At 72.5% G+C, this 25,661-nt stretch carries 30 protein-coding genes; 12 read left to right on the top strand and 18 right to left on the bottom strand.

All coding sequences use genetic code 11. The annotated features are described in order from the left end of the window. Positions 1-10: 10 nt before the first annotated feature. From OJ997_RS16845 to OJ997_RS16835, 3 genes are all read left to right on the top strand, one after another. Positions 11-1,285 (top strand): hypothetical protein, encoded by a 1,275-nt coding sequence (locus OJ997_RS16845; protein WP_372517905.1) that lies wholly within the window; start codon positions 11-13, stop codon positions 1,283-1,285. Positions 1,286-1,480: 195 nt separating this feature from the next. Next, complete coding sequence (locus OJ997_RS16840; protein WP_270026338.1) at positions 1,481-1,891, top strand: CAP domain-containing protein; 411 nt, start codon at positions 1,481-1,483, stop codon at positions 1,889-1,891. An 8-nt stretch (positions 1,892-1,899) separates the two neighbouring features. Beyond that, entirely contained in the window at positions 1,900-3,288 is a 1,389-nt protein-coding gene (locus OJ997_RS16835) for a hypothetical protein (RefSeq protein WP_270026337.1), read from the top strand. On the opposite strand, the gene OJ997_RS16830 is transcribed toward OJ997_RS16835, so the two are convergent. The 4 genes from OJ997_RS16830 to OJ997_RS16815 are packed head-to-tail and all read right to left on the bottom strand — an operon-like array spanning position 3,271 to position 5,271. Beyond that, the gene (locus tag OJ997_RS16830) at positions 3,271-4,329 is read right to left on the bottom strand and encodes a WD40/YVTN/BNR-like repeat-containing protein (RefSeq protein ID WP_270026336.1); all 1,059 of its coding nucleotides are present in this window, start codon (positions 4,327-4,329) and stop codon (positions 3,271-3,273) included. The genes OJ997_RS16835 and OJ997_RS16830 overlap by 18 nt on opposite strands. Next, positions 4,326-4,595 carry a MoaD/ThiS family protein gene (locus OJ997_RS16825; protein ID WP_270026335.1) on the bottom strand — a complete coding sequence of 90 codons (270 nt, stop codon included), beginning with the start codon at positions 4,593-4,595 and terminating at the stop codon, positions 4,326-4,328. Before OJ997_RS16825 ends, OJ997_RS16830 begins: the two co-directional genes overlap by 4 nt. Positions 4,596-4,626: 31 nt before the next feature. After that, a complete protein-coding gene (locus OJ997_RS16820) occupies positions 4,627-4,818 on the bottom strand; it encodes a hypothetical protein (RefSeq protein WP_270026334.1) in 192 nt (63 codons plus the stop codon). A 9-nt stretch (positions 4,819-4,827) separates the two neighbouring features. Then, on the bottom strand, positions 4,828-5,271 hold the full coding sequence (locus tag OJ997_RS16815; RefSeq protein ID WP_270026333.1) for a DoxX family protein: 444 nt from the start codon (positions 5,269-5,271) through the stop codon (positions 4,828-4,830). Between the two features lie 117 nt (positions 5,272-5,388). Between OJ997_RS16815 and OJ997_RS37625 the strand changes: the two genes are divergently transcribed. Genes OJ997_RS37625 through OJ997_RS16800 form a run of 3 tightly spaced genes read left to right on the top strand, consistent with a single transcriptional unit; the run spans position 5,389 to position 7,606 of the window. Next, on the top strand, positions 5,389-6,594 hold the full coding sequence (locus OJ997_RS37625) for a sensor histidine kinase (RefSeq protein ID WP_270026332.1): 1,206 nt from the start codon (positions 5,389-5,391) through the stop codon (positions 6,592-6,594). After that, complete coding sequence (locus OJ997_RS16805) at positions 6,591-7,205, top strand: response regulator (RefSeq protein ID WP_270026331.1); 615 nt, start codon at positions 6,591-6,593, stop codon at positions 7,203-7,205. Before OJ997_RS37625 ends, OJ997_RS16805 begins: the two co-directional genes overlap by 4 nt. A gap of 56 nt (positions 7,206-7,261) precedes the next feature. After that, entirely contained in the window at positions 7,262-7,606 is a 345-nt protein-coding gene (locus tag OJ997_RS16800; protein WP_270026330.1) for a hypothetical protein, read from the top strand. On the opposite strand, the gene OJ997_RS16795 is transcribed toward OJ997_RS16800, so the two are convergent. The 5 genes from OJ997_RS16795 to OJ997_RS16775 are packed head-to-tail and all read right to left on the bottom strand — an operon-like array spanning position 7,603 to position 10,116. After that, positions 7,603-8,013, bottom strand: coding sequence for a DoxX family protein (locus OJ997_RS16795; RefSeq protein WP_270026329.1), 411 nt, complete (start codon positions 8,011-8,013; stop codon positions 7,603-7,605). The genes OJ997_RS16800 and OJ997_RS16795 overlap by 4 nt on opposite strands. Further along, positions 8,010-8,426, bottom strand: a complete 417-nt coding sequence (locus OJ997_RS16790; protein ID WP_270026328.1) for an organic hydroperoxide resistance protein — start codon at positions 8,424-8,426, stop codon at positions 8,010-8,012. The genes OJ997_RS16795 and OJ997_RS16790 overlap by 4 nt, the downstream gene beginning before the upstream one ends. Position 8,427: 1 nt before the next feature. After that, positions 8,428-8,868: a MarR family winged helix-turn-helix transcriptional regulator gene (locus OJ997_RS16785; protein ID WP_270026327.1), complete on the bottom strand. Its 441-nt coding sequence runs from the start codon at positions 8,866-8,868 to the stop codon at positions 8,428-8,430. A gap of 44 nt (positions 8,869-8,912) precedes the next feature. Beyond that, complete coding sequence (locus OJ997_RS16780; RefSeq protein ID WP_270026326.1) at positions 8,913-9,329, bottom strand: organic hydroperoxide resistance protein; 417 nt, start codon at positions 9,327-9,329, stop codon at positions 8,913-8,915. Between the two features lie 22 nt (positions 9,330-9,351). Further along, positions 9,352-10,116 (bottom strand): hypothetical protein, encoded by a 765-nt coding sequence (locus OJ997_RS16775; RefSeq protein WP_270026325.1) that lies wholly within the window; start codon positions 10,114-10,116, stop codon positions 9,352-9,354. A 201-nt stretch (positions 10,117-10,317) separates the two neighbouring features. Here OJ997_RS16775 and OJ997_RS16770 point away from each other — a divergent pair, with 201 nt between their 5' ends. Then, positions 10,318-11,001 (top strand): hypothetical protein, encoded by a 684-nt coding sequence (locus OJ997_RS16770; protein WP_270026324.1) that lies wholly within the window; start codon positions 10,318-10,320, stop codon positions 10,999-11,001. Here the strand turns inward: OJ997_RS16770 and OJ997_RS16765 are convergent. The 4 genes from OJ997_RS16765 to OJ997_RS16750 are packed head-to-tail and all read right to left on the bottom strand — an operon-like array spanning position 10,998 to position 14,667. Beyond that, positions 10,998-12,371 (bottom strand): NAD(P)(+) transhydrogenase (Re/Si-specific) subunit beta, encoded by a 1,374-nt coding sequence (locus OJ997_RS16765; RefSeq protein WP_270026323.1) that lies wholly within the window; start codon positions 12,369-12,371, stop codon positions 10,998-11,000. The two genes, OJ997_RS16770 and OJ997_RS16765, sit on opposite strands and share 4 nt — an antisense overlap. Then, on the bottom strand, positions 12,358-12,657 hold the full coding sequence (locus tag OJ997_RS16760) for an NAD(P) transhydrogenase subunit alpha part 2 (protein ID WP_270026322.1): 300 nt from the start codon (positions 12,655-12,657) through the stop codon (positions 12,358-12,360). Before OJ997_RS16760 ends, OJ997_RS16765 begins: the two co-directional genes overlap by 14 nt. Next, the gene (locus tag OJ997_RS16755) at positions 12,658-13,725 is read right to left on the bottom strand and encodes a Re/Si-specific NAD(P)(+) transhydrogenase subunit alpha (RefSeq protein ID WP_270026321.1); all 1,068 of its coding nucleotides are present in this window, start codon (positions 13,723-13,725) and stop codon (positions 12,658-12,660) included. A 24-nt stretch (positions 13,726-13,749) separates the two neighbouring features. Further along, the gene (locus tag OJ997_RS16750; RefSeq protein ID WP_270026320.1) at positions 13,750-14,667 is read right to left on the bottom strand and encodes a hypothetical protein; all 918 of its coding nucleotides are present in this window, start codon (positions 14,665-14,667) and stop codon (positions 13,750-13,752) included. Positions 14,668-14,697: 30 nt separating this feature from the next. Here OJ997_RS16750 and OJ997_RS16745 point away from each other — a divergent pair, with 30 nt between their 5' ends. After that, positions 14,698-15,261, top strand: a complete 564-nt coding sequence (locus OJ997_RS16745) for a cob(I)yrinic acid a,c-diamide adenosyltransferase (protein WP_372517904.1) — start codon at positions 14,698-14,700, stop codon at positions 15,259-15,261. Here OJ997_RS16745 and OJ997_RS16740 read toward each other — a convergent pair. From OJ997_RS16740 to OJ997_RS16725, 4 genes are read right to left on the bottom strand one after another with little or no spacing between them, the layout of a single operon-like run. After that, entirely contained in the window at positions 15,194-16,009 is an 816-nt protein-coding gene (locus tag OJ997_RS16740; protein WP_270026318.1) for a phosphatase PAP2 family protein, read from the bottom strand. The genes OJ997_RS16745 and OJ997_RS16740 overlap by 68 nt on opposite strands. A 12-nt stretch (positions 16,010-16,021) precedes the next feature. Then, a complete protein-coding gene (locus tag OJ997_RS16735) occupies positions 16,022-16,429 on the bottom strand; it encodes a MerR family transcriptional regulator (protein ID WP_270026317.1) in 408 nt (135 codons plus the stop codon). Continuing rightward, the gene (locus OJ997_RS37620; protein ID WP_270026316.1) at positions 16,426-17,070 is read right to left on the bottom strand and encodes a response regulator; all 645 of its coding nucleotides are present in this window, start codon (positions 17,068-17,070) and stop codon (positions 16,426-16,428) included. The genes OJ997_RS16735 and OJ997_RS37620 overlap by 4 nt, the downstream gene beginning before the upstream one ends. A 5-nt stretch (positions 17,071-17,075) precedes the next feature. Next, entirely contained in the window at positions 17,076-18,167 is a 1,092-nt protein-coding gene (locus tag OJ997_RS16725) for a sensor histidine kinase (protein WP_270026315.1), read from the bottom strand. A 527-nt stretch (positions 18,168-18,694) separates the two neighbouring features. On the opposite strand from OJ997_RS16725, the gene OJ997_RS16720 reads away from it, so the two are divergent. From OJ997_RS16720 to OJ997_RS16705, 4 genes are all read left to right on the top strand, one after another. Then, positions 18,695-19,102 carry a hypothetical protein gene (locus OJ997_RS16720; protein WP_270026314.1) on the top strand — a complete coding sequence of 136 codons (408 nt, stop codon included), beginning with the start codon at positions 18,695-18,697 and terminating at the stop codon, positions 19,100-19,102. 161 nt (positions 19,103-19,263) lie between these two features. Continuing rightward, positions 19,264-21,375, top strand: a complete 2,112-nt coding sequence (locus tag OJ997_RS16715; protein ID WP_270026313.1) for a polysaccharide deacetylase family protein — start codon at positions 19,264-19,266, stop codon at positions 21,373-21,375. A gap of 9 nt (positions 21,376-21,384) precedes the next feature. Next, positions 21,385-22,044 (top strand): response regulator, encoded by a 660-nt coding sequence (locus OJ997_RS16710; protein WP_270026312.1) that lies wholly within the window; start codon positions 21,385-21,387, stop codon positions 22,042-22,044. A gap of 75 nt (positions 22,045-22,119) precedes the next feature. Continuing rightward, positions 22,120-24,111, top strand: a complete 1,992-nt coding sequence (locus OJ997_RS16705; protein WP_270026311.1) for a sensor histidine kinase — start codon at positions 22,120-22,122, stop codon at positions 24,109-24,111. Here OJ997_RS16705 and OJ997_RS16700 read toward each other — a convergent pair. Next, positions 24,089-25,661: Ig-like domain-containing protein (locus tag OJ997_RS16700; protein WP_270026310.1), on the bottom strand; the 1,573-nt coding region annotated here is incomplete at its 5' end. The genes OJ997_RS16705 and OJ997_RS16700 overlap by 23 nt on opposite strands.

Genomic DNA, 25,661 nt, shown 5'->3' with positions numbered 1-25,661 from the left:
GTCGAACCCGGTGGCCGACGAGATCGTCGACTACTACCTCGACCTGCTGCCCAAGCGCCTGCGTCGCGGCGCCCGCGAGCGGCTGACGATGATCAGCGCCGACGACCCGTCGCTCCGCCCCCTCAGCGCCAAGCTGCTCGAGCGCCCGACCCTGCTCACTCGCATCCGCTGGGCGATCGAGGACCACGAGGACGCCTACCTCGTTCCCTACGTGTGCACGGAGCTCGAGTACGCGCTCGGCAAGGAGCTCGACCTGCCCGTCCAGGGCGCCGATCCCGCGCTCGCCTACCTGGGCACCAAGAGCGGCGGGCGTGAGCTGTTCGCGCGCGTCGGCGTCGCGCACCCGCTCGGGATCGAGCACGTGTACACGCGCGCCGACGTGATCGCCGCGATCGCCCGCCTGCGCGCGGTCCGTCCGCGGCTCGGCCAGGTCGTGGTCAAGCTCGACGACGGCGTCTCGGGCGAGGGCAACGCGATCGTCGAGCTGCGCGGCCTTCCGCGCGCGGGCACGCGCCCCGAGCTGGCCAAGATCGCCGAGCGCGTGGACGCGATGCGCCTGCAGGCGGTCAACGTCGCGCCGCACGAGTACTTCGAGCGCCTCGAGCGCGGCGGCGGGATCGTCGAGGAGCGGATCGTCGCGCGTGAGCTGCGCAGCCCGAGCGTCCAGCTCGAGCTCTCCCCCACCGGCACCCAGGTCGTGTCGACGCACGACCAGATCCTCAGCGACGACATGTGCGTCGGCTGCCGCTTCCCGGCCGAGCCCGCCTACGCGCGCGCGATCACCGAGGCCGCCGAGCGGATCGGGGCGGAGCTGGTGGCCGCGGGCGCGATCGGCCGCGCGGCGATCGACTTCATCGTGGCGCGCAATCGCTCCGGAAGCTGGAGCGCGTACGCCATCGAGATCAACCTGCGCAAGGGCGCGACGACGCACCCCCTGTATGCGCTAGAGCTGGTGACGGGCGGAACTTACGACGCGGATGCAGCGACTTTTCGCGCCGCGGACGGCTCAACTCGCCACTACGTCGCCACCGACTACCTCGCTTCTCCATGCCTGTCGGCGCTCGGCAACGGCGCGTTGTTCGCGCTTGCGGATCGTCCCCGTCTGGATCCTGACGGGTGCGGGGTCGTCTTTCACATGCTCAGCGCTCTTACCGAATTAGGGCGCATTGGAATGACCGTAATCGGGAGAACCGCCTCTGACGCGCAAGAACGCTTCGAGCTGGCTCAAAGCATTCTGCTGCATGCGGCGGCAAACGTCGAATCCGAGGTCGCCGTCGTCGCCTGAGTAGAGCGTCAGTTTCGCGGGCTGGACACGTTCTGGCCTCCAGGAGGAACGTCCACTCTGTTCCTGGAGGCAACATTGCGCCCCCGCGTTTTCATCACCGTCACACTCGCTTTCACCGCTCTAGCCACTCCTTCAGCCGCCTTCGCGGCCTGCCCGAACCAGGACCTCACGCCGACCGCGGACAATCTTCCGCAGGTGCGTGAGGCCCTGCTGTGCCTGCACAACGAGGAGCGCGCCGGTCGCGGGCTCCCACAACTCAGAGAGAACGCCAAGCTCCGACGAGCCGCCTCCGGCCACTCCTCGGACATGGTCGAGAACGGCTACTTCAGCCACGAGCGTGGCGACGAGACGTTCGTGGACCGCATCATCGCCGCGGGCTACACGCGCCGCTACGACGGTTGGTCGCTCGGCGAGAACCTCGCCTGGGGCACCGCTGAGCTGAGCACGCCCAAGGCGATGATGCAGGCCTGGATGAACTCGGCCGGCCACCGCCGGACGATCGTCAACCGCAGCTACCGCGAGATCGGGTTCGGCGTGCGCCTCGGCGTGCCGAAGGACCCGACGACCGGTGCGACGGTGACCGCCAACTTCGGCGCCAAGCCCTGAGGTCGCCCATGCTCCGCCCGACCCTGCTGGTGCTCGCCGCGCTGGCCCTGCCGGTGATCGTCGCGCCGGACTCGCCCAAGACCACGGTCCACGGCGAGACGCCGAAGGACATCCCGAACCTGAACCTGATCGACACCGTCCAGACCGCGCGCGCCGCGGCCGGCGAGAGCGCCGCCGACGGCATCCCGGCCGCGTGGTGCGGCGACGAGACCACGAGCAACGGCACCGCCAACGCCCCGTTCCCGGCGGACGCGGCCCAGATCAAGGTCGTCTACGCGTTCGCCGCCGACCGCCCGAACCGCGCCGCCGGCTGGCAGGACGCGCTCCAGGCCAACGTCTCGATCGTCAACCGCTACCTGGCCGCGCAGGCCGGCGGGACCAAGGCCCTGCGCTTCGACATGGGCACGCGCTGCGGGCCGCAGTACGTGGACCTCCAGGTCGTCGCGCTCCCCGGCGCGCACGCCGCGTACGTCGACAACTTCCGGGCGGTCGCGCAGGACGTCCAGAAGGCGCTGGGCAACCAGGGCGGGGCGCGCAACGCGGTCGTGCTCGCCGACAGCCTCTCGAGCATCGGGAGCGAACGCGGGCTGGCGGAGACGATCACCGGCCCGTCCGGCGAGGTGCCCGGGCCGCAGAACCCGCACAACAACGGCGCGCTGACCGCGGTCCTGTTCACCAAGGACGGCGGCGAGGCGCCCGGCGCCGGCGCGCTGGGCTTCTGGCCCGAGGGCTTCCTGCACGAGATCACGCACACGCTCGGCGCCGTCCAGTGGGGCGCGCCGCACTCGACGCAGCCGCGCGGCCAGCAGAACCCGGCGTACGGCCACTGCTGGCAGGGCGTGGACGTCATGTGCTACGCCGAGGACCAAGGTGCGGCGAGCCAGCTCGTCAACGAGTGCGGGCCGGTCCCGGGCGCCATCACGGTCAGCTTCGACTGCGGCCGCGACGACTACTTCAGCCCTGCGCCGGCGCCCGGCAGCTACCTCGCGACGCACTGGAACACGTACGACTCCGCGTTCCTGGCGCCGTGCGACCAGATCGCCCCGGCCTGTGGCGGCGGTGAGGTGACCGAGGCGCCGACCGTCCCGACCCCCAAGCGGGAGCCGAAGATCAAGGGCTCCAGTCGCCGCGGCGCGACGCTGAAGGCCACGCCGGGCGAGTGGATCAACCAGCCGACGAGCTTCAAGTACCGCTGGCAGCGGCTGACGAAGAACAAGTGGGTCAGCATCAGCGGCGCCGGCAGGTCCAAGTACCGCCCGTCCACGAAGGACATCGGGCGCAAGCTGCGCGTGACCGTCGCCGCCACCAACGACGACGGCACCATGGCCACTGCCTCCGCGCCGACCAAGCGGGTCGTCAACCGGCCCGCGAAGGCGGGCTCACGCGACCCGAAGTGAGTACACGGGCGGGAGCCGGGTCGCCGCGCAGGCCCAGCTCCCGCCCGCGTCACCGGAGCCGAACACGTCGCCGCTCGTGGCCCCGAAGTAGAGCTCGAGCCCGTCGCCCTCGCCGCGCCGGTCGAACGCCTCGCGCAGGATCGTCAGGTAGGCGTGCTCGGCCGGCAGGCCCTCGCCGCGCGCGGTCCACGTCGCACCCGCGTCGCGCGTCTCATAGACCGCGACGCGTCCGTCGGGCGTGACCCGGTCGCTGTCGGCCTTGAGCGGGATCACGTAGGCGCTGTCGGGATCGGCGGGGTCCAGCACGAGCGGGAACCCGAAGTCGGAAGGCAGCCCGGCGCCGATGTCGGTCCAGCTCTCCCCCGCGTCGTCGGACCGGTACACGCCGCCGTGGAACTGCATGAACAGCCGGTCGGGCTCGCGGGCGGCGCGCTGGAGGTCGTGCACGCACAGCGTCAGCGTGTCCTCCGGCGCTTCGTCGGGGAGATAGCGGCCGCGGAGGCCTTGATTGCCATGGCGCCACGTCGCGCCGCCGTCCTCGGTCAGCCACACGCCGACGGCGCTGATGCCGAGCGCGAGCCGCCCCGGCGCGCCGACCGTCGGCGCGATCGAGTGCAGGCACAGCCCGCCGCCGCCCGGCTGCCAGTCGGGCCGGGTCGGGTGCTCCCACAGCGCGCGGTTGAGCTCCCACGTGGCGCCGCCGTCGTGGCTCGCGAACAGCACGCCCGGATCGCCGCCCGCGTACAGCGTGCCGTCCTCGTCGGGAACGATGATCCAGATCCGCTCGAGCGCGCCCTCCGGCAGCTCGAGGCCCTGTGCCTGCTCCCAGTCGCCGGCCGCCGGGTCCTCGGTGTAGAAGATCTTCGGCCCGTACCAGGGTGAGGTCATCGTCGCGAACGTGCGCCCGCTGTGCGGATCGCGCATCGCGTACTCGACGGGCTCGCCCGCGAAGGCGCGCGCGGTGACCGCGAACGCCGGTTGCCCGGAGTCGCCTTCGAGCACGAACAGGCCCTTCTTTGTGCCGACGAGCAACTCGGTCATGCGCTTCCTCCTGAGATCGCGGGCAGCACGTCGACCCGGTCCCCAGGGCCGATCGGCGTGTCCTCGTGCCCGCGTTCGCCGTTGACGAACACGTTGATGTGGCGGCGGATGCGGTCCCGCTCGTCGAGGATCCAGCCCTGCAGCGGCGGCTGCTCGACCTCCAGGCGCTGCAGGAGCTCACCGACCGTGGCGCCGGTGAGCTCGAGCTCACCGCTGCCTGCGAGGCGCTTCAGGGGACCGCGAAGACGAACGAGTGCTCCGGTCATGTGCAACACAGACCGGAGCGCCCGCCGAAACTCATCGCAGCAAGTGGTTCAGATCGTCCCGGAGGACCCGGAGGCCTTCCAGGTCGAGTGTCGGGTTCGTGCTCTCCGCGAGCCCACGCTGGACCGGCTCGGGGATCAGCAACGTCCCGGTGCCCATGTTCTCCATCACCTGCTCCATGGCGACGGAGATCTCGTCTTGCAGTTTGGCTCTCTCCTCCTGCATGCGGCGATCTTACGCCAGCATGCGACGCTCACCACCGGGGTAGCCGGGGACCTTCTGGGCGATGCGCAGCGTGGCGTCGACGCTGAAGCGCCCGGCGCCGGCGATGGCGATCGCGAGCGAGGCGACGCCGAGCAGCAGCACGAGCTCATAACCGCCGTCGGAGGCGAAGAAGCCGTTCTCGATGTGCACGGTCAGCGCGGCGACCAGCATGTTGATCACGAGGCCGATCGCGAACAGCGGCGCGAGCGCGCCGATGATCAGGGCGATGCCGCCGATGGTCTCCAGCACCGCCACGAACGGCGCCATGACCGCGGGTGCAGGGATGCCCATCCCGTCGAAGCCCTGCTCGGTGCCGGAGAGGTCCCCGAGCTTGTCCAGGCCGTGCAGCAGGAACGTGAGGCCGACGACGACGCGTACGGCGAGGAGGGCCAGGTCGGTGCGTGTGGATTCCATGCTTGCGACCTTGCCCACGGGCGGTCCCGCGCCGACTGGGACGATCGTCCCGGTCGCATCGCCCCGCAGGTCGGGTACACCTGCCCTGGGATGCGCCGTTCGGGTGAACGCTGGGCTGTGGCTCAATTCGTGGTGTCGGGCCTCGCTGCGGTCGTGCTGATCGTCGTGCTCGTGCTCGTCGCGTTCGCGCGCGCCGGGCGGGAGGAGGCGGCTGCCGCCGCGACCGAGGTGACCCGGATCACGGCCACGACGGTGATCGCGCCGCTCGTCGACGAGGACGTGCTCGCGGGCGACCCCGCGGCGTTGAAGCGGCTGGACGCGCGACTGCGGACCGGCGTGCTGCAGGAGCCGGTGCTGCGCGTGACGATCTACCGGCCGGACGGCCGCCTCGTCTACTCCAGCAACCCGGACTACGGCGCCTCGGGCCTCACGCAGCCGATGCGCGCGGCGCTGCGCAGCGACGAGACCTACACGCGCATGGGCGGGCCGCTGGAGCCGGGCAAGGACGTGCCGTCCGACGTCGAGCTGCTCGACGTCTACCAGCCCGTGGTCACCGCGGGCGGCGAGCGGGTGCTGATCGAGTCCTGCCGGCGGCTGACCGCCGTGCGGGCCGACGGGCGCGCGCTGCTGGACCGCTTCGCGCCGTACCTGATCGGCGGCGTCCTCGCGCTCCAGCTCGTGAACCTGCCGCTCGCGATCGTGCTGATGCGGCGCTCGCGTCGCTCGCTCCAGCGCGAGATCGCGGCCTCCGACCGCGAGCGGCGACGGTTGGCCGCCGACCTGCACAACGGCGTCATCCAGGACCTGGCGGGGCTGTCGATGGCGCTGAGCGGCGCGGCCGCCGCGCACCAGAGCCCGGAGCTGCGCGCGCTGGCCGACAACTCGCGCCGCACGACCCGCGCGCTGCGCCAGGCGCTCGTGGACATCTACCCGCCGAACCTGCAGCGCGCCGGGCTGCGCTCCGCGGTCGACGACCTGCTCCAGGCCACACCGCTGGAGGTCGCGGCGGTGCTCGACGACGAGCTCGACGAGCTGCCGCCGGACACCGCGGCGCTCGTCTACCGGACAGTCCAGGAGGCCGTGCGCAACGTCGTCGGCCACGCCGACGCGAGCCGGATCGACCTGCGGATCGAGCGCGTGAACGGGTCGCTGGACGTGCTCGTGGCCGACGACGGACGCGGGTTCACACGGGCCGAGCCGCGGCCGGGCCACGTCGGGCTGGCGCTCATCCACGACCTGGTGGAGTCGGCAGGCGGCGAGCTGACCGTGGACTCCGCGCCGGGCGACGGCACCGCGGTGCGCGCGCGGGTGCCCGTCCAGTGATCCGGGTCCTGCTCGTCGACGACCATCCCGCGCTGCGGGCCGGCCTGGAGTCGATGCTCTCCGTCGCCGATGGCCTCGAGGTGGTGGCGAGCGCCGCCGGCGGGCGCGAGGGCGTGACGCTCGCCGCGTCCTCCAGGCCCGACGTCGTGCTCATGGACCTCGAGATGCCGGACCTGGACGGCGCCGCGGCGACGCGCGCGATCCTCGCCGCGGACGACGGCGTCCGCGTCGTGGTGCTCACCTCCTTCGGCGACCGCCCGCGCATCCTCGAGGCGTTGGACGCCGGCGCCACGGGCTATCTGCTCAAGGACGCCGAGCCGGAGGAGGTCGTGCGGGCGGTCCGCGCCGCGGCCAACGGCGACGCGCCACTGGACCCGCGCGCGGCGCGAGAGGTGCTGTCGGCCCAGCGCGAGACGCCGCCCGACCTGACCGAGCGCGAACGCGAGATCCTCACCCTCGTCGCCGCGGGCCACGCGAACAAGGTGATCGCGCTGCGGCTCGGCATCAGCCACAAGACCGTGCGCAACACGCTCTCGGCCGCGTGCCGGAAGATCGGCGCGACCGACCGCACGCAGGCGGCACTCTGGGCCCAGCGCTCCGGGCTGGCCTGAGGAGATTCGGTGCAGATCCGGCCCTTCGCGGCCGCGCGTGGCTAGCTTGCGGGACGATGAGGTGGCTCGCGATCGCGATCCTCGCCCTCGCGTGCAGCGGGTGCGTGACCACGAAGGCCAAGTGGGACCCCGCCGCCTACCGGGCCGCGATCGAGGCCCGCGACGAGAAGGAGCAGGGCCGGCAGGCGCGGGCCGCCGAGCGTGATCAGGCGCTCGTCGGGCTCACCCGCAAGCGTGTGCGGGCGGTGCTGGGCTCGGGTGCGGACTGGCCGACCGTCTTCGCGGATCGCGACTACTACCCCGCGGGCGACAACGGCTCGATCGTCGACCGCGACGAGCTCTCCCTCGAGATCCTCTACGACCGGTCGGGGCGCGTCACCCGCGTCGACTACAACGGCTAACCGCGGCGGGCCCGCCAGACGCGGCGCGCGTCGGTCGCCTCCAGCGCCCAGAGCACGAGCAGCGGCTGGAAGAACAGGCGGACGAGGCGCTTGGTGTCCGTGTCGAGCCCGAAGGCGTCGCGGTGCTCGGTGTACTGGGCGATGTTGCCCGGGAAGATCGCGATGTAGAAGGCGGCGAGCGTCGCGCCGACGAGCGCGCGCTTGGGCTGCTTCCACGTGGCCAGCATCGCCGCGCCGAGGCCGATCTCCACGACGCCGGAGGCCAGGACGACGAGGTCCGCGTCCACGGGGACCCACGGCGGGACCTGGTTCTTGAACTCCTCACGCGCGGTGGTGAGGTGCGTCGTGCCCGCGCCGGCCATCGCCGCGCCGAGCAGGACCTGTGCCGCCGCGCGCACGCGGCTCATGCGACCTCGAGGGCGACGTCGATGTTGCCGCGCGTGGCGTTCGAGTAGGGGCACACCTGGTGGGCGGCCTCGACGAGGCGCTCCGCCTCCTCGCGCTCGAAGCCGGGCAGGTCGACGACGAGCTTGACCTCGAGGCCGAAGCCGCGGTTCTCGGTCGGGCCGATGCCGACGCTGGCGGTGATCGTGGACTCGCCGAGATCGGTCTTCTCGCGCCGGGCGATCGTGCGCAGCGCGCTGTGGAAGCAGGCCGCGTAGCCCGCGGCGAACAGCTGCTCGGGGTTGGTCGCGCCGCCCTGGCCGCCCATCTCGGCGGGGATCGCCAGCTCCACGTCCAGCACGCCGTCGGACGAACGCGCGTGGCCGTCCCGGCCCTCCCCCGTGACAGTCGCTTCGGCGGTGTAGAGCGTCTTCATGTCAGGACTCCTGGATGAGGGCTTGGCACGTGCGGCGGAGCAGCACGAGGGTGTGTTCGTCGATGCCGGCCGCCTGTGCCAGCTGCGCCGGGACGGTCTCCGCTCGCTCGCGAAGGGCTCGTCCGGCCTTGGTGAGCCCGACGAGGACCTGGCGCTCGTCGGCGGTCGACCGCGTACGCGTCACGAGCCCGTTGGCCTCCATCCGCTTGAGCAGCGGAGACAGCGTGCCGGACTCCAGGTTCAGGGTCGTGCCCAGCTCACGCACCGTGCGCGGCGACTGCTCCCACAGCGCGAGCATGACCAGGTACTGCGGGTAGGTCAGCCCGAGCGGCTCCAGCAGCGGCCGGTACGCGGCGGTGACGGCGCGGGACGCCGAGTACAGCGCGAAGCAGACCTGCTGATCAAGCGCGAGCGGATTCTCCGGGACAGCGGTGGCCGACATCGATCACCAACGGTAGCGCACAACTCAGTTGTGCACGATCGAACTCAGACGATCTCCCACGTGACGTCGATGTTGCCGCGGGTAGCGTGCGAGTACGGGCACTGCTGATGCGCGGCCTCGGCGAGCTCCTCCGCCACCGGGCGGTCGAGGTTCGGCAGGTCGATCACGAGGCGCACCGCGAGCTGGTACGCGCGCTGCTCCGTGCTGCCGAGCGTGACGTGCGCCGTCACCGTCGAATCGCCGGGCGCGAGCCTCAACCGCCGCCCGATCGTGATCAGCGAGCTGTGGAAGCACGCCGCATAGCCGGCCGCGAACAGCTGCTCCGGGTTCGTCGCGTCGCCGCTGCCGCCCATCGACACCGGCATCGCGAGGTCGATGTCGAGGATCCCGTCGGTGGAGCGCGCGTGCCCGTTGCGGCCGTCCCCCGTGGCGACCGCCTCGGCCTCGTACAGCGTTTTCATGCCTGCACGGTAACCGCCCTGGTCAGTCCGCTGCGTTGCCACGGACCTCGGCTTCGCCGCGTGAGCAAACGATATCCCAGTAGGCCTCGCCGGAGAGCGCGGCCCGGCACCGGTAGCCGCGGTACTCCTGCCCGCGCAGGCACAGGTCCTCGTAGCAGTCCCCGCCCGAGGGGGCGTCGCGCTCGGCGGCGCGCATCACCGCGGCCGCGCGCCGGCAGCTCGTCCCACGCGCCGACACCATCCAGATCGAGTAGAGGCCGGGAGCGTCGTCGTCGCAGCGGTGGACGGACGGCAGGCCGGGCTCGCGGTTCGGGCAGCCCAGCTCGCGCTCGGGCCGGATCGACTCGCCGTCCGCGAGCTCCCGCAGCGTGGCGGTCGTCGTGACGCGGCGCTGCTCGTCCAGCACGAGCGACACCTCGATCGGCTGCCCGTCGACCAGCGGCGTGTCGACCCCGACCGTCTCGCGGTAACACGTGGGTCGCACGGGATCACGATCCATCCCCACCAGGTAGTCGTGCTCAGCAGTCGGCACGTCGAGGACCACCGGCGTGTCGGCGACCTCCCCGGGATGGCCGAGGTTGTGCCGCAGCCCGCGGTTGAGGCGGGCCGTGATGCTCACGCTGTCGTCGCCGGCGTGGAACGTGACGAGCGGTGGCTTGACGAACCGCAGCCCGCTCGGATCGGGCGTGGCGGTCGGCGCGGCGGCCGGGCGCGGGCGCGACTCGGCCCCGCACGCCCCGACGATGACGAGCGCGGCGCAGCACGCCGCGAGGCGGACGAACGGCATGTCCCACACGCTCGCGCGATGGAGGGCACGCGACCAGCCACCTAAGGGGTGACTGCGGCTCCACCCCTTCCGAGCGATTAGGCTTCACCGAATGCGTGTGCTGATCGCGCTGATCGCCGCTCGAGCTCGCTGCCGCTGGTCACCGACGACGGCACGTGGGGCGTCGCGGCCACCGTCTGCGAGGCCGCCCGGAACCCGGGCATGGCCGGGACCGCGATGTGGACGGTGTGGGCGCACCGCACCAGCGCGGGCTGGGCGATGGTGCGCCCGACCGGAGGCAACCGCATCCCGTCGTGTCGCGGCGATGACGGCCTGCTCGACACCGTGCCCGAGCCCGTCGTCGTCGAGCTGCGTGGAAGCTGCGTGAACCCGGGGTCCGACCGAGGCTTCGAGCCGCGCGACGTGTACTCGCTGCGGATCTATCGCAACCGCCTGCACCGCTACGACGACGACGGGCCCGAGGTCTCCCTGCAGTCGATGAACACGGCCCGCTCGTTCACGCTCTCCCACTACGACCGCAAGGCCCCGCGGCTAAAGGCGCTGCGCGAAGGTCTCGGCACACCGCGTCGCGCCGGCTGCGAGGCCCGCTGGCCACGCCTCGGACTGACGGCGCGAGCCTGCGGAGGCCGCGTCACCCGGCTCACCCTCACCGGCGCCCGCTGGCGCCTCGAGGGTGACGCGGAGGCGGACGCGTTCGTGACCGGCCAAGAGGTCCTGATCGGCGACTCCGTGCCGCTCGCCCGCTACCTCGACGCGCGGCTGGCCAAGCTCCCCACGCACGGCCGGCTGCGGCTGCCGCCCATGCGCATCGGGCGCGTGCGCGTCGCGGTCTCCGTCGTCACGCGGGCCGACCACATCGTCGCGATCGACTTCGCGATCCGCTAGAGCGCCTGGACCTCGCTCACGATGTCGGCGACCGAAGACTTGGCGTCGCCGAAGAGCATCGCCGTCTTCGGGTCGTAGAAGAGCGGGTTGTCGATGCCCGCGAAGCCGGAGGACATCGAGCGCTTGAGGACGATGACCGAGGCGGACTTGTCGACGTCGAGGATCGGCATGCCGTAGATCGGCGAGCCGGGCTCGGTGCGCGCGGCGGGGTTGGTGACGTCGTTGGCGCCGATCACGAGCGAGACGTCCGTGCGGGCGAACTCGCCGTTGATGTCGTCCATCTCCTTGAGCTTGTCGTAGGGGACGTCGGCTTCGGCGAGCAGGACGTTCATGTGGCCGGGCATGCGGCCCGCGACCGGGTGGATGGCGTAGAGGACCTCGACGCCGCGCTTCTCGAGCTCGGTCGCGAGGTCGGCGACGGCACGCTGGGCCTGGGCGACCGCCATGCCGTAGCCGGGCACGACGACGACCAGACGGGCGTAGGAGAGCTGGATGGCGACGTCGGCGGCGCTGGTGGAGCGCGCGGTGCCGCCTCCGCCCGGCGCGGCCAGCGCACTCGGCGCGCCCGTCCCGACGCCCGCGAAGAAGACGTTGGCGATCGAGCGGTTCATGGCGTCGGCCATCTGCTTGGTGAGGATCGAGCCGGACGCGCCGACGAGCATGCCGGCGACGATCAGCGCCGTGTTGTCGAGCGCGATGCCCGCGGCGGCGGCGCTGAGCCCCGTGAAGGCGTTCAGCGTGCTGATGACGACGGGCATGTCGGCGCCGCCGATCGGCACGACCGCCAGCACGCCGAGCGCGCCCGCGCTGAGCAGGATCAGCCAGAACAGCAGCTCGGACTCACTGCCCGCCGCGATCACCACGGCCAGCGCGACGGCGGTCAACAGCAGCGCGCCGTTGACGATCGGCGGCGTGCGGATCGCGCGCCGCATCAGCTCCTGGAGCTTGAGGAAGGCGATGTTCGAGCCCCAGAAGGAGATCGAGCCGACGATCGCCGCGAACAGCAGCGGGATCAGCTCGTCCAGCGGCAGCTCGACCGGCGAGGCGCGGAACTCGACCACCGCGATGAGCGCGACCGCCCCGCCGCCGACGCCGTTGAACAGCGCCACCATCTGCGGCATCGCGGTCATCTTCACGCTGCGCGCGCTCGGGACGCCGACGGCGACGCCGATTGCCACGCCGAGCGCGATCAGCCCCCAGTCGCCGACGCCTTCCTGGGCGAGCGTCGCGCCGACCGCGATCGCCATGCCGACCGCCGCGACCTGGTTGCCGCGCACCGCCGTGCGCGGCCCGCGCAGCATCCGCAGCCCCACGATGAACAGGCTGAAGGCGACGATGTAGAGCGCGCTGATGACGTCAGCGCGGCTCATCCGGCCCCGGCTTCTTGCCCTTGAACATCCCGAGCATCCGATCGGTGACGAGGAAGCCGCCGATGACGTTGATCGTGCCGAACGCGATCGCGACGACGAGCAGGATGTCGTTGAGCACGCCTTCGACGTGCCCGATCAGGATGAGGCCGCCGAGCACGACGATGCCGTGGATCGCGTTCGTGCCGCTCATCAGCGGCGTGTGCAGCGTGTTCGGCACCTTCGAGATCACCTCGAAGCCGACGAACGCGGCGAGCACGAGGATCGCGAGCTCGGTCAGCAAGTCCACTTAGACGACCTTCCCATCGCGGGTGACGGTGGCGCCGGACACCACTTCGTCGGAGGGGTCGAACCCCAGCTCGACGAGCGACAGGATGTTGCGCGCGTACAGCGAGGACGCGTGCTCGGCCATCTCCGACGGCAGGTTGAGCGGCCCGATGATCTTCACGCCGCCGTCGGTCACGAACGTCTCCCCCGGCCGCGTCAGCTCGCAGTTGCCGCCCGCCTCGGCCGCGAGGTCCACGATCACCGAGCCGGCCTTCATCCCCTCGACGGCGCTCGCCGGGATGAGCTTCGGCGCCGGCCGCCCGGGCACCAGCGCGGTCGTGACGATCACGTCCGACTTGCCCATCTGCACGCTCAACGCATCCCGCTGCAGCTGCTGCTCCTCGGGCGTGAGCTCCCGCGCGTAGCCGCCCGCCGCCTCCGCGTCGCCGAGGCCTTCAACCTCGAAGAACTTCGCCCCGAGCGACTGGATCTGCTCCTTCACGGCGCTCCGGATGTCGAACCCCGTGACCACCGCGCCGAGCCGCCGCGCGGTCGCGATCGCCTGCAGCCCGGCGACGCCCGCGCCGAGCACGAGCACCTGCGCGGGCGGGACCGTGCCCGCCGCGGTCATGAACATCGGGAAGAAGCGCGGCAGCTCGGTCGACGCGATCAGCACCGCGCGGTAGCCGCTCACCGTCGCCTGCGAGGACAGCGCGTCCATCGACTGCGCGCGCGAGATGCGCGGGATCTTCTCCATCGCCAGCGCCGTCGCCCCGGTCGCGGCGATCGCCTCCAACCCGGCCGGGTTGCCCAGCGGGTTCAGGAAGCCGACGAGGATGGTGTCCGAGCGCAGCCGCGCGACCTCGTCGTCCAGCGGCGGCGCGACCTTCGCCACCACCTCACACGCCCACGGATCGCCGACCTCCGCGCCCGCGGCGACGAACGCGTCATCCGCGACGTTCGCGCGCTCCCCCGCCCCGGCCTCGACGACGACCTCGTGCTCGGCCGCGCGCAAGCGGCGCACGACATCGGGCACGATGGCCACCCGTCGCTCGCGTTCCAATCTCTCCTTTGGAACCCCGATCCGCAACCTGGTGCGGAAAGCTACATGACGCTACGGCGTCTCGACCGGCAACGGGACGCCCTGGCCCGCTTCGATCGCCAGCGCGAAGCGGAAGCGCAGCATGTCCTCGGTGAGAGCCGCGGCCGCCGCGGCCACGCCGACGTCGTCGGTGCCGGTGATCAGCCACGTCGGGCGCTGCTCGAGGAACGTCGTCGCCGCGACGAGGCCCGTGCCCGGGCCGAGCGCCTTCACGGCCGCGCCGTCCGGGCCGAGCAGCTCGATCTGGTCGCCCGCGGCGTTCGGCTTGGCGAACACGCCCGAGACGGTCGGGCCCTTCTCGAGCTCGCGGGCCGCGATGTCCTTGCGCAGCTCCTTCCAGGTGCCGACGAGCACGCGCAGGACCTGCCCGGGTGAGGACTCGAGGTTCGAGCGCGTGAGCCCGCGCACGCCGGCCTGCTCCAGCCGCGTCTCGACCTCGTCGCACGAGCGGTCCTCCGGCGCCATGCAGACGAGCCGGATCGGGTACTTCTTGCCGTCGATGCCGCCCGTGAACGGCTGCGGGAACGAGCCCACGACGGCCTCGATCTTCGAGCCCGTCGCGTGATGGTCGTACCAGACGCGGTCGTTCTTGTAGAGCTTGCGCGTGGCGGCGCCCTCGAGGCTCGCGATGCCGTTGACGTACGGGTACCACTCGACGGGCTTGCCGTCCTGCCGGCCGCCGGACAGCCCGTCGATCTCGTCGACGTCGGCCCCGGTCGCGCGCACCTCGAACTGCGAGCGCTCGAGCACGTCGAGGACGGTGTCCTCCTCGGCCGCGGTCTGCCCACGCGTCGGCGCCAGGCGCGTCTCCCCGAAGTCCTGCGACACGGTGACCGTGACGCGGCCACCGGTGGGGACCTCGGCCTTGGAGCCGCAACCGGCGGCGAGCAGCGCCAGCACGGCGGCGAGAAGGACAGGGGCGAATTTCATCGGCACAGTGGTATACGACAGTGGTGCGAGATGACCGTTAACTTGACACGCATCTACACCCGCCTCGGTGACGGCGGAGAGACGCATCTCGGCGATATGAGCCGCGTCCCGAAGACCGATCCGCGGATCGAGGCCTACGGCACCGTGGACGAGCTCAACGCCCAGCTCGGCGTCACGCTCGCCGCCGGCGGGCTTCCCCAACCCTACGAGGGCTGGCTGAAGCGCATCCAGAACGACCTGTTCGATGTCGGCGCCGACATCTCGGTGCCCGAGGGCGGCACGCGTGACCGGCTGCGCGTGATCCCAGAGCAGACCACGTGGCTGGAGACCGCCTGCGACGAGGCCAACGCCGAGCTGCCGCCGCTGAAGTCGTTCGTGCTGCCCGGCGGCACGCTCGCCGCCGCCCACCTGCACGTCTGCCGCACGGTCTGTCGCCGCGCGGAGCGCCGCGTGCTGGCCTGCGGTGACGCGGTGAGTGCCGAGACCGTGCGCTACCTGAACCGCCTCAGCGACCTGCTCTTCATCCTCAGCCGTGCGGCAAATCACGCCGCGGGCGCGGCCGAGCCGCTGTGGGAGCCGGGACGCTTCCGCTGAGCACGAGCGCGGCGACGGCGATCGCCACCGCGCCGAGCAGCCAGGTCGTGTTCGCGAGCGCGTAGTCGACCGCCGCGGCCGGCCGCGTGAGCGCGAGCAGAGCGGCGCCGCCGACGAGCACGGCGCCCGCCCGGGCCGATGCCCGCAGGCTCGGCGCGCGCACCTCGGCGCGCAGCGGGATCACGACCAGGCACGCCCAGAAGGTCGCCACCAGCAGCCCGCCGACGATGTCGCTCGGGTAGTGCCAGCCGAGCATCATGATCGAGAAGGTCGTGAGCACGGTCAGCAGGCCCGCGAACGTCGCCACCAGCGCGCGCCAGCGCGGCGGGGCGATGATCACGAGGGCGAGCGCGAAGCTCATCACCGCGGTGGTGTGCCCGCTCGGGTAGGCCTCGGGCCCCATGAAGTGGTCCAGCGGGAAGTCGCGCTGGATCGCCAGCAGCGGCTTGAGGATCTGCGTGCTGACGTTCGCGGCGAGCATCGCGCCCGCCGCCAGCAGGCCGGCCCGCGTGCGGCCGAGCAGGTGCGCGACGGCCACGACGCCGAGCACCATCGCCGCGAACGGCGCGGGGTCGAACGCCAGTACGAGGTCGTCCCCGAACTGCGCGCCGGGCAGCGACCACAGCCCCATGAAGCCCTCGAGCACGCGCAGATCCGCGTCCCGCAGCGCGGGGACGTGCACGAACCCGACGTACGCCGCCACGAACAGCACGGCGCACCAGAGGGCGAGAAGGAGCGGACGACGCATGTCTTACAGAAGCTACCCGGCGCGCCTAAGGCGGAGGCGAACGTCCTCCAGCGGTGGCGGGGCGACCATCTGCTGCCAGCCGCGCGGGGACAGGGCGTAGGCGCCGTCGTCGTCGCGCAGCACGATCCGGGTGCGGCGCCCGTTGCTCGACGTCGCCAGCCGCGCCTCCGACAGCGGCCAGTCGCCGTAGTCGGTGAGATGCGCCACTGCGCGCCGGATCATCGGCCGCGACACGCCACGGTCCAGCAGTGCCTTGACCATCACCGCCTCGGCCACGTCCTCGAGCGAGTAGACGTGCGGGTCCCCGTCGGACTGGGACGCGCGGATGTACCCCCAGCGCGCCCACTGGCCGATCGTCGTGCCGGAGACGCCGGCGAGCTCACCTACCGCGCCGGCGAGGAACTCGCCGTGAGCCCTCACGCCTCCGGATTATCAAGCAACCTCACTGCGGCGTCGCGGTCGGGCACGCGCAGCTTGCGCAGGATCGCGGCCACGTGCGAACGCACCGTCGCCGGGGAGACGACGAGCGTGCGCGCGATCTGCGCCGTCGTCATCTTGCGGCGCATCAGCTCGAGCACCTCCCACTCGCGGGAGGTGAGCCGCGGCGAGCCCTCGCGTGAGGGCATCAGCGCGCGGCGGCGCGGCGCGCGGTCGCGGAACTCCTCCACGAGCCGCGTGACGAGCGTGACCGGCAACGCGGCCTCCCCCGCCATCACGTCCCGCAGGGCGTTCGGCAGCCGCTCGGTCTCCGTGTCCTTGAGCAGGTAGCCCGCCGCGCCCGCGCGCAGGGCGGCGAACACGTGGCTGTCGTCGCGGGAGATGGTGAGCATGACCACGCGCGTAGCCGGGAGCCGCGCGGTGATCTCCCAGGCGGCGGCGAGGCCACTGCCCGGCATGTTCACGTCCAGCAGCGCGAGATCCGGCTGCTCACGCAACGCGGCGTCCACCGCGCCCGGAGCATCCTCCGCGGTCGCGATGATCTCGAACCCGCCGTCGCGCCCCAGGGCCGCCGCGATGTCCTCACGCGTCGGGCCATGGTCGTCGGCGACGAGTACGCGCACGGGCTCTATGGCAGCACCACTTGCACGAGGGTACCGGCGCCGCGGACGGATTCCAGGCTGAATTGCCCGCCCACCAACTCCGCGCGCTCGCGCATCGCGATCAGGCCGTAGCCCGCCACGCCGAGCCCGCTGTTGGCCCCGTCACGGAACCCGCTGCCGTCGTCGATGATCCGGACGGCCAGCGGCGCGGCCGTCAGGTCCACTCGGACGTGGCGTGCGCCGCCATGGTGCGCGGCGTTACGCGTCGCCTCCGAGATGATCCGCACCAGCTCGGCGCGGACCTCGTCGCTGACGTCGGCGGCCTCACGCACGTTGACCTGGACCTCGACCCCGCACTCGGTCGCCAGCCGCGCCCCGAGGCGCTCGAGGGCGACGTCCAGGCGCTCGTGCGCCGGCGGGACGAGGGCTTCGATCGCGCGCCGGGAGTCCTCGAGCGCGCGGTCCGCGGCACCGAGGATCTCGAGCCCGTCCGCGCTCTCGCTGAGGCGGCCGGCGCGACGGCGGATGAACGCGAGCTCCTGCGCGACACCGTCGTGCAGCTCGCGGGCGAGCCGGCGACGCTCGAGCGCCACCGCGGTCTCGGCCCGGACCCGCATGCGGGTCCGCAGCTCGCCGACGACGCCGACGGACAGCGCGACCCAGCCCATGATGCGCAGCACGTCACCGAGGTGCACGGCCTGCGCGCCGATCGGCGGGATGAGCGCGTAGTCGACCTTGGCGAACGCGCCGAGGACGACGGCCACCGCGATCCAGCGCAGCAGCGGCTCGTCGCGGCGGTTGGCGCGGCGTGCGAGCCCGACGGCGGCGACCAGCAGCGTCGTGGCGACCGCGATCTGGACGGGCGCCTTCGCGAGGCCCGCGACGTACGAGGTAGCGGCGAACAGCACCGCCGCGAGCAGGGCTCCCGGCAGGAGAATCCGCCGCGCCCGTACTCGTAAGCGCCCGGTCGGCGCGAACGCAGCAATCGCCAGCAGCGCCGTGCCCGCGAGGTTGCCCGCGATGGCGTAGCGCGCCTTTTCGCCGGACCAGGCGTCCGCGACGATCAAGCCCGCGACCGCGAGCGAGGTGGCCGCAAGCACGACCAGACCCAGCGTCAACCACAAATGGTCCGCGCGTGAGCGCAGCCCGCATTGGCGCACGAGGAGACCAACCGTCGTGACCGCCAGCAATGACCCACCAGTTTCGAGCGCAACCCGTAAGCCAGGTGCCTCGAACGACATACGCAGCCAGGGGACGGCTACGACCGCGAGTGACACTGCCGCGGCACCAACCGCAGCAAGCGACACCGTAGGAAGCGCCGGCCTCCGAGCCGGTCCATGCTCCATTTGTTCCACCCTCCGAACCTCCGAACCCGGCGGGTGTTGTACCTGAACGGCCAAACCCTGCGCAAGGGCATCGCATCGATCCGGCGCACTCAGGGGTTCGCCTTCGCTCCAAAACTCATAATTCTTGATTCCGGTTTTTCGCGCTGGGCGGGCGATTGCCGTCAACGGTTTGGCGACTGACGGAATCGTTGCGCACCCGTCAGTACATACGTCCAGTCTTGTCACGTAAGGGGTCTCGAGGGCGAATTGAGGACCATCCGTCCGATGTGGCCGGCCCGTCTCAGCGCGAGTCTGGAGGCATGTTCAAGACCGGCGGAGCCCTCATCGACGCGGAGACCGCGTTCACCCGAGCCCGGCGCGGTGCACGCCTCCGGCGCCTGCGCCGCGCCCGGGTCCAGCTGCCCGTGTACTCGACGCCGCACGTCGTGACCGCCCGCGGCGGCGTCCACGAGATCCCGATCGAGGCCATCCACGGGACGCTCGAGCCGAGCCGCGCGACGCAGTTCGACGCCACGTTCGCCCCGGTACGGGCCTCGGCCCGCCGGCGCTGGGAGCGCGTCTGGATCGCGGAAGAGCGCGGCGTGATGCTCCCGCCGATCTCGGTCGTGCCCGTCGACGGCGGCTACGCGGTCCGCGACGGCCACCACCGCGTGTCGGTCGCCCGCGCCCGGGGCGCGATCGCGATCGACGCCGCGATCGGGTACTAGCCCGCAAGGGAGTTCCCGCGGACGCGGCGGGCCGCGACGCGAGCGGGGGAACTCCCAGCGATTCGCCCCCTGGGCGATTCGCCATTGACACGGGTTACACGTGTCACATAGGCTCGCTTCTCGTCCAGGCGGTGGGAGGAGAGAGCATGGTCGGCCGAGCGATGGTGTTCGCGGTTGCGGGCGCGCTGGCAGGAGCGGCGCCCGCGGCCGCAGCGCCCGATCTGACGGTGTCCGCGACGCACGCGAAGCCGACCTTCTTGCGGTCGGCGCCGCCGAACACGACGCCGTATTCGGGGACGATCACGCTCGTGGTGCGCAACGCGGGCGCCGACGCGACCGACGGCACCGCGGTCACGGTCACGCATCCGCTCCCCGCCGGTTTCACCGCGTTGACGAACAACCCGGCGCTCGGTGCCGGGCCGCTCGCCGCCTCGGGCCCCGGCTGGACGTGCACGGCGGCGTTGTCGTGCTCACGGAGCGATGCGCTGGCGGCGGGCGGTTCGTATCCGCCGATCACGGTCACGGTCAACGTGACCAACGCCGCGCCGGCGGTCGTCAACACGGCGCCGACCGTCGTCGGCGGCGGTGACGGCTCGCTCTTCACCGGCGCCGACGCGATCCCGGTGGCCGCCGACGGGTGTCCGAACGGCTGGCTGGCGAGCGCGATCAACCCCGAGCGCGCCGACGGCTGCTCGCTGCTCGACGCCGTCTGGGAAGGCGAGCCGTTCGCTTCGCAGTCGGCGTTCGAGGCGCGGGTGCGCGCGGTGGCACCGGACTTCCCGGGCGCGAACACGGACGCGGTGATCGCGGCGACGCCGAACCCCGTCGGGGGCATGGACAACTCGTGCGCGACCCGGATCGCGTTCACGTTCGACGACGGCCCGTCCTTCTATCGCCCGCAGACGCTCGCGGTGTTCCGGGCCAAGGGCGCGCCGGCGACGTTCTTCAACCTCGCGGCGCGGCACGTCGCCAACCCGGCGCTGCACGCCTTCACGCTCGCCGAGGGCCACAAGATCGCGCTGCACTCGTACGAGCACCCGCGGCTGACGAACCTGTCGGCGAACGGCTTGCGGTTCCAGCTCGAGGGCGCGGCGGCGCTGATGCAGCCGGGGCTGTTGCCGGTGCTGCGCGCGCCGTTCGGTGGCACCAACGCGTTCGTGAACGAGACCGCGGCCTCGTTCGGCTTCGCGGGCGACGGCAGCGGGTCGGTCGGCACGCTGGACTTCGACCCGGCGTTCAGCGCGACGCAGATCCGCGACGCGATCCTCGCCGGGCTGCGGCCGGGCCGCGGGATCGTGCTGCACGACGGGCCGATCGACACGGGCGCCGGCGCCGCGACCGTCGCCGCGGTCGCGATGCTGATCGACGAGGCGCGGGCACGCGGCTACTGCTTCGGCGTGCTCGACGCCTCCGGCCGCGTCGTCGCCGGGCGCTACACGAACAGCGGCGCGCCGATCCCGCCGATCACCAACTCCGTCCCCTACATCCCGCTCGCCTACCCCGGCACGCCGCCTTCGCCGTGGCACACGGTGCCGCAGCCGCTGCGCGTGGACGCCGCCCACTCCCCCGCGGTGTTCGCGCGCGGCGGCACGGGGACGCTGACGCTGACGGTCTCGAACCCGACGACCGACACGCCGAGCGACGACAACCCGACGGTCGTCACGCAGGCGATCCCCGCGGGATTGAGCGCGACCAGCGCGAGCGGGACCGGCTGGACGTGCACGGTCGGCGCCACCGTCTCCTGCACGCGGATGACCGTGCTCGCGCCGGGCGCCTCGCTGCCGCCGATCGTGATCGCGGTGAACGTGGCCGCGGACGCGCCGGCGGTGATCGCGACCACACCGCGGGTCACGGGCCGCGGCGGGAACGTCTGGGTGCACAACGGGAGCGACCGGATCAGCACCGCGACGCCGGTCCCGGGCGAGGTCGGGGGCACGGTGCCGGCGACGCTGGCCTTGAGCGTCGGCGCCGCGAGCTTCCCGGCGTTCCTCCCGGGCGTGGCGCGCGACTACACGGCGAGCTCGTCCGCCACCGTGACGTCGACCGCCGGCAACGCGGCATTGTCCGTCTCCGACCCGGGCCACCTCGCGAACGGTGCGTTCACGCTGCCGCAGCCGCTGCGGGTGGAGCTCGGCAAGACGGCCTGGAGCGGTCCGACGTCCAGCGAGGCCGTGCCGATCACGTACCGGCAGGCGATCGGCGATCGCGACGCGCTGCGGACCGGGACGTACACGAAGACGCTCACGTTCACCCTCTCGACGACGGAGCCGTAGGCTTGCCGCGTGCTGAAGGTATTCGTCGCCGAAGACGAGGCGTTGGTCCGTGGCGGCCTCATCGCCCTGCTCGAGCTCGAACCGGACATGGAGCTCGCCGGTGAGGCGTCCGACGGTGCCGCCGCGGTAGAGGGCGTGCTGCGCACGCATCCGGACGTCGTGCTGATGGACGTCCGGATGCCGGTGCTCGACGGGATCGAGGCCACCAAGCGGCTGCTGGCCGCCGGCTCGCGCGCCCGGGTCGTGATGGTCACCACGTTCGACCAGGACGAGTACGTCTATCGCGCGCTGCAGGCCGGCGCGTCCGGGTTCCTGCTCAAGGCGCTCGCGCCGGAGCGCCTGGCGGCGGCGATCCGCACGATCGCGTCCGGCGAGTCCGTGCTCGACCCGGCGCTCACGCGGCGCCTGATCGAGGAGTACCTCGTGCGGCCCGAGCCGGACGCGCGGCTCTCGGCGCGGCTGGAGGACCTCACGGACCGCGAGCGCGAGGTCTGGCTGCTGCTCGCGGACGGCAAGTCGAACGCCGAGATGGGCCGCGACCTGTTCCTCAGCGACGCGACGATCAAGTCGCACGTGACGCGGCTGCTGAGCAAGCTCGGCGTGCGCAGCCGGGTCGGCGCGGTCGTGCTCGCGTACGAGAGCGGGCTCGTGCGGCCCGGCCGGCGCTGAACGCACCGATCGTCGGGGCGCGCCACACCTTTCGGTGGATGTGGCCGGAGGTGGTGGTCGGCAGGCTGTGCGGTGATGATCCTCGGGACGAGTCGCCGCGCAGCTGCGCTCGTCCTCGCGCTCTCCCTTTGGAGCGCGGGCGAGGCCTACTGGCAGCTGACTGTCCCCAGCGGCCAGGGGGTGTCGATCATCGTGGTCGTGTGGGCGTTCGCGCTGCCGCTCCCACTGGTGGCGGCGCGGAGCGCCCCAGGACTCGCGTCGCTCGGCGTCGTCGCGCTGGTGGTCGCACGCGACGTCGCCGAGCAGCGCGCGCCGGGCGCCGCGGCGCAGACCGTGGTGCTGATCGTCGCGCTGTTCCTGTCGGAGGCGGGCTCTCCCCCGCGCAGCTTCCCGTGGCGCGGATTGGCGGCCGGCGGGCTCCTGCTGGGCGGGATCCTGACCATGGACCTGCTGGGCTTCGGGGTCTATCAGCACGCTTCGATCGGCGGCTACTCGCACGCGCTGACGCTGGCGATCGGCGGGGTGAGCGCGGGGATCGCGCTGCGCGACCGCGGTGCCGAGGCCGAGCAGCGTGAGCGCGAGGTGCGCGAGCTGGAGGCGACGTCCGAGCGGCGACTGGACGTGGCACTGGCCGACGAGCGCGCGCGGATCGCCGGCGAGGTCGACGGGGCGGTCGCGCTGCTGCTGGGCGGCGTGCGGCCGCTCGCCGACCGTGCCCGGTGCGCGGGGGCGGGCGAGCTGGCCGAGCTGATGGGCACGGTGCACGACCGCGCGCAGGCGGCGATGCTCGAGCTGCGCCGCGCGGTGCGGCTCCTGCGCGCGCCGGACAGCGAGCTCGAGCTGGCGCCGCCGACCGGCGTGCGCGAGGTGGAGACGTCGGAGCTGGGCTCAGCCGTCGCGGCGGCGCGTCGGACGAGGGCGGAGCACGTGCTGGGTGTGGCGGCGCCGGTCGTCCTGCTCGCGCTGCTCGGGATCGCGGACCAGCTGATGGTGCTGCAGGACCCGTTCCCGACGATGTACCCGGTCCCCGATCCGGTGCTCGGTTCCTGGTCGCCCTGGGTCACCGCCGTGCTCTGCCCGTTGCCGCTGCTGTGGCGGAGCCGCTGGCCGGTCCCGGCCACGTTGGCGGTGTTCGCGTTCGTGGTCGTGCGGATGCTGCTGCACGATCTCAGCACGCTCACCTTCACGCAGTTCTACGTGGTCGCGGCGACGACGTTCATCGGCGCGACCCAGGCCCGGAACGTTTTGAGTGGCGCTGCGGTCGTCTTCGCCGGCACGGCCGCGTGCGTGCTCTGCATGGTTCTCGAGCAGCAGCCCTACGAGGCCTACGCGTACAGCTTCATCGTGCTGCTGCCCGTGGCGTGCGGAGTCGGCGGGCTGCTCGTCCGCGACCGCGCGGTGTCCGCCGCCCGGGCCCATCGCGCCCACGAGCGCGCCGACCGCGTGCACGAGACCCGCGCCCGCGAGCACCTGCTGGCGGAGCGGTTGAGCGCGGCGCGCGAGCTGCACGACGTGGTCGGCCACGCGGTCACGATCATCACGCTCCAGGCCGCGGTCGCCGTCCGCTACGCGCCGCTGGACCTGGTGCGGGCCCGTCACGCGGGTGCCGCCGTCGCGCAGGTCGCGGGCGACGTCGAGCGCGATCTCGCCCGCCTCGGCGCAAGCGCCGCCGCTGCCGACGACCTGGCGGGGCTCGTCGCGCGTTCCGGCCTGCCCGTGGCGTTGGACCAGCGCGTGGAGACCTCCGCGTTGCCGCTGCCGTTGGCGCTGACGATGGTCCGGATCGTCCAGGAGGCCCTGACCAACGTCGGCCGCCACGCCGGCCCGGTCCCGGTGACTGTGACCGTCTCGCTGGTCGACCGCCGGCTCGTGATCGAGGTCGTCAACGCGGCCGGCCGCCGCGGCGTGGGCGGCGGCAGCGGACGCGGCCTGGCGGGCATGCTCGAACGGGTCGAGCTCTACGGGGGTCACCTCGTGGCGGGGCCCGGGGCTGACGGCGGCTGGCGCGTGCGCGCCGAGCTGCCCGTCCCCGGGCCCGACCGGCTCACCGCTTCCGCGGCGCCTTGAGCGTGATGACCTTGCGGAGCTGGTCGTGGCGGCCGTCCAGGCGCTGGACGTCCATCAGGACCACCGCGGTCAGCTTCCGCTGCTTGGCCAGCAGCTTGCGCGCCTTGGCGGTGAGCTTGAGCTTGAGGCGCACGCTGCCGTTGGGCTTGACCGTGATCTTGGCCGTGGCGAGCTTGACGCCCTTGGCCTTGACCGACGCGGTGCCGGCGGTGCCCTTCGGCAGGGTCTCGCAGACCTTCGCGCTGGTGCAGACGATCATGACCGCGTTGCCCGTGCACTTGTCGTAGACCTTGCGGCCGCCGGGGACGCCGTCGCAGCGGTACTCGATCGTGACGGTGCCGTCGGTGCCGGGCTTGCAGCCGTTGCCGCAGCCCGCGGGCGGGCTGGAGACCTTGGTGGCGACCGGGATGATCGCGACCGTGCCCTCGTCGTCGACGGCGCGGAGCTTGGCGTCCGCCTCGCCGTCCTTGCCACCGCCGGTGAACGACATGCGGCTCTGGTTGGCGTAGACGTTGAGCGTGCCGAGCGGGCTGTCCAGGACGGTGACCGTGACGTTGCCGCCGTCCGGGTCGACGCACGTGAGCCGCACGTCGTCCACGCCGCCGTTGCGCGCGGCGTGCATCGGGCCGAGCCACGAGCAGGTCGGCGCGTCGGTCTTGGCCACGCGCGTGAACGTGGCGGTCGCCGTGTTGGAGTGGTCGACGCCGTCGCTCGCGCGGAAGGTGAGCGTGGCGGTGCCGGTCCAGTTGGTGGGCATGGTCCACTGGGCGCCGAGCCCTGTGAAGGGACTGATCGTGCCGGCGGTCGGCGCCTGGACGACCTCGATCGTGAGCGAGTCGCCGTCGGCGTCCGTGCAGTCGACGTGGAGGGACCCGTCCGTGCCCGCGTCGCGGCACGTCGGGGCGGTGTTGGCGACGGTCAGCGCGAACGTCGCCTCGGGCGTGGTCGTCGTGCCGTCGGTGGCCGTGAAGCGCAGCGCGTCGCCGCCGCGATAGCCCGGCGCGGGCGTGTACTGCACGCTGCCGGTCGCGGTGTCGAGCGTGGAGAGGCTGCCGTGCTGGGGCGGCGTCGTGATCTTCAGCGTGAGCGAATCGCCGTCGGCGTCCGCGCACACGAGGCGGATCGTGACCGCGTGGCCGGGACGCGTGCTCGCGGCGCCGCCCGGGCAGACGGGAGCGCGGTTGACGGTTGCCGTCGTGTCCACGCGCAACGCGAACTGCGCGGCCTGCCCGTCGGTCGTCGCGACGAGGTTGCCGTCGGCGGAGACGCTCACCGTCGCAAGCGTGCCGGGCTGCTCCGCGCTGCCGCACGTCTGCACGTCGGTGCCGGGATCGGCGCAGCGGTTGCGCCCGTTGAGCGCGGCGAGGCCGCCGCCCGCGAGGCTCGCGAAGACCGCGCCGCCACGCATGGTGAGCGCGTCGACGTCGTCGAGCTCGGCCACGAGTGAACCGTCGCCGCGGCGCACGGCGCCGTCGCCGGCGACGAGCACGTCGGCGACGCCGTCGCCGACGGAGCCGGCGCCCGCCGCGCGGGCGTCGCCACCCGCCGCC

It is taken from the genome of Solirubrobacter phytolaccae, assembly GCF_027587195.1.
GTDB lineage: Bacteria > Actinomycetota > Thermoleophilia > Solirubrobacterales > Solirubrobacteraceae > Solirubrobacter > Solirubrobacter phytolaccae.
Note: the sequence above shows the minus strand (reverse complement) of the source record. Positions and strands in the feature narration are given on the sequence as shown.

Bases quoted from the DNA above. Each gene is read 5' to 3' on its own strand.
- OJ997_RS16750 (WP_270026320.1), bottom strand. From the start codon at position 14,667: ATGAAATTCGCCCCTGTCCTTCTCGCCGCCGTGCTGGCGCTGCTCGCC.
- OJ997_RS16815 (WP_270026333.1), bottom strand. From the start codon at position 5,271: ATGGAATCCACACGCACCGACCTGGCCCTCCTCGCCGTACGCGTCGTC.
- OJ997_RS16740 (WP_270026318.1), bottom strand. From the start codon at position 16,009: ATGCGTCGTCCGCTCCTTCTCGCCCTCTGGTGCGCCGTGCTGTTCGTG.
- OJ997_RS16825 (WP_270026335.1), bottom strand. From the start codon at position 4,595: ATGACCGGAGCACTCGTTCGTCTTCGCGGTCCCCTGAAGCGCCTCGCA.
- OJ997_RS16715 (WP_270026313.1), top strand. From the start codon at position 19,264: ATGGTGTTCGCGGTTGCGGGCGCGCTGGCAGGAGCGGCGCCCGCGGCC.
- OJ997_RS16830 (WP_270026336.1), bottom strand. From the start codon at position 4,329: ATGACCGAGTTGCTCGTCGGCACAAAGAAGGGCCTGTTCGTGCTCGAA.
- OJ997_RS16785 (WP_270026327.1), bottom strand. From the start codon at position 8,868: ATGTCGGCCACCGCTGTCCCGGAGAATCCGCTCGCGCTTGATCAGCAG.
- OJ997_RS16770 (WP_270026324.1), top strand. From the start codon at position 10,318: ATGGCCGGGACCGCGATGTGGACGGTGTGGGCGCACCGCACCAGCGCG.
- OJ997_RS16790 (WP_270026328.1), bottom strand. From the start codon at position 8,426: ATGAAGACGCTCTACACCGCCGAAGCGACTGTCACGGGGGAGGGCCGG.
- OJ997_RS16835 (WP_270026337.1), top strand. From the start codon at position 1,900: ATGCTCCGCCCGACCCTGCTGGTGCTCGCCGCGCTGGCCCTGCCGGTG.
- OJ997_RS16780 (WP_270026326.1), bottom strand. From the start codon at position 9,329: ATGAAAACGCTGTACGAGGCCGAGGCGGTCGCCACGGGGGACGGCCGC.
- OJ997_RS16705 (WP_270026311.1), top strand. From the start codon at position 22,120: ATGATCCTCGGGACGAGTCGCCGCGCAGCTGCGCTCGTCCTCGCGCTC.
- OJ997_RS16795 (WP_270026329.1), bottom strand. From the start codon at position 8,013: ATGAGCCGCGTGCGCGCGGCGGCACAGGTCCTGCTCGGCGCGGCGATG.
- OJ997_RS16745 (WP_372517904.1), top strand. From the start codon at position 14,698: ATGACCGTTAACTTGACACGCATCTACACCCGCCTCGGTGACGGCGGA.
- OJ997_RS16800 (WP_270026330.1), top strand. From the start codon at position 7,262: ATGAGGTGGCTCGCGATCGCGATCCTCGCCCTCGCGTGCAGCGGGTGC.
- OJ997_RS16765 (WP_270026323.1), bottom strand. From the start codon at position 12,371: ATGAGCCGCGCTGACGTCATCAGCGCGCTCTACATCGTCGCCTTCAGC.
- OJ997_RS16820 (WP_270026334.1), bottom strand. From the start codon at position 4,818: ATGCAGGAGGAGAGAGCCAAACTGCAAGACGAGATCTCCGTCGCCATG.
- OJ997_RS16720 (WP_270026314.1), top strand. From the start codon at position 18,695: ATGTTCAAGACCGGCGGAGCCCTCATCGACGCGGAGACCGCGTTCACC.
- OJ997_RS16775 (WP_270026325.1), bottom strand. From the start codon at position 10,116: ATGCCGTTCGTCCGCCTCGCGGCGTGCTGCGCCGCGCTCGTCATCGTC.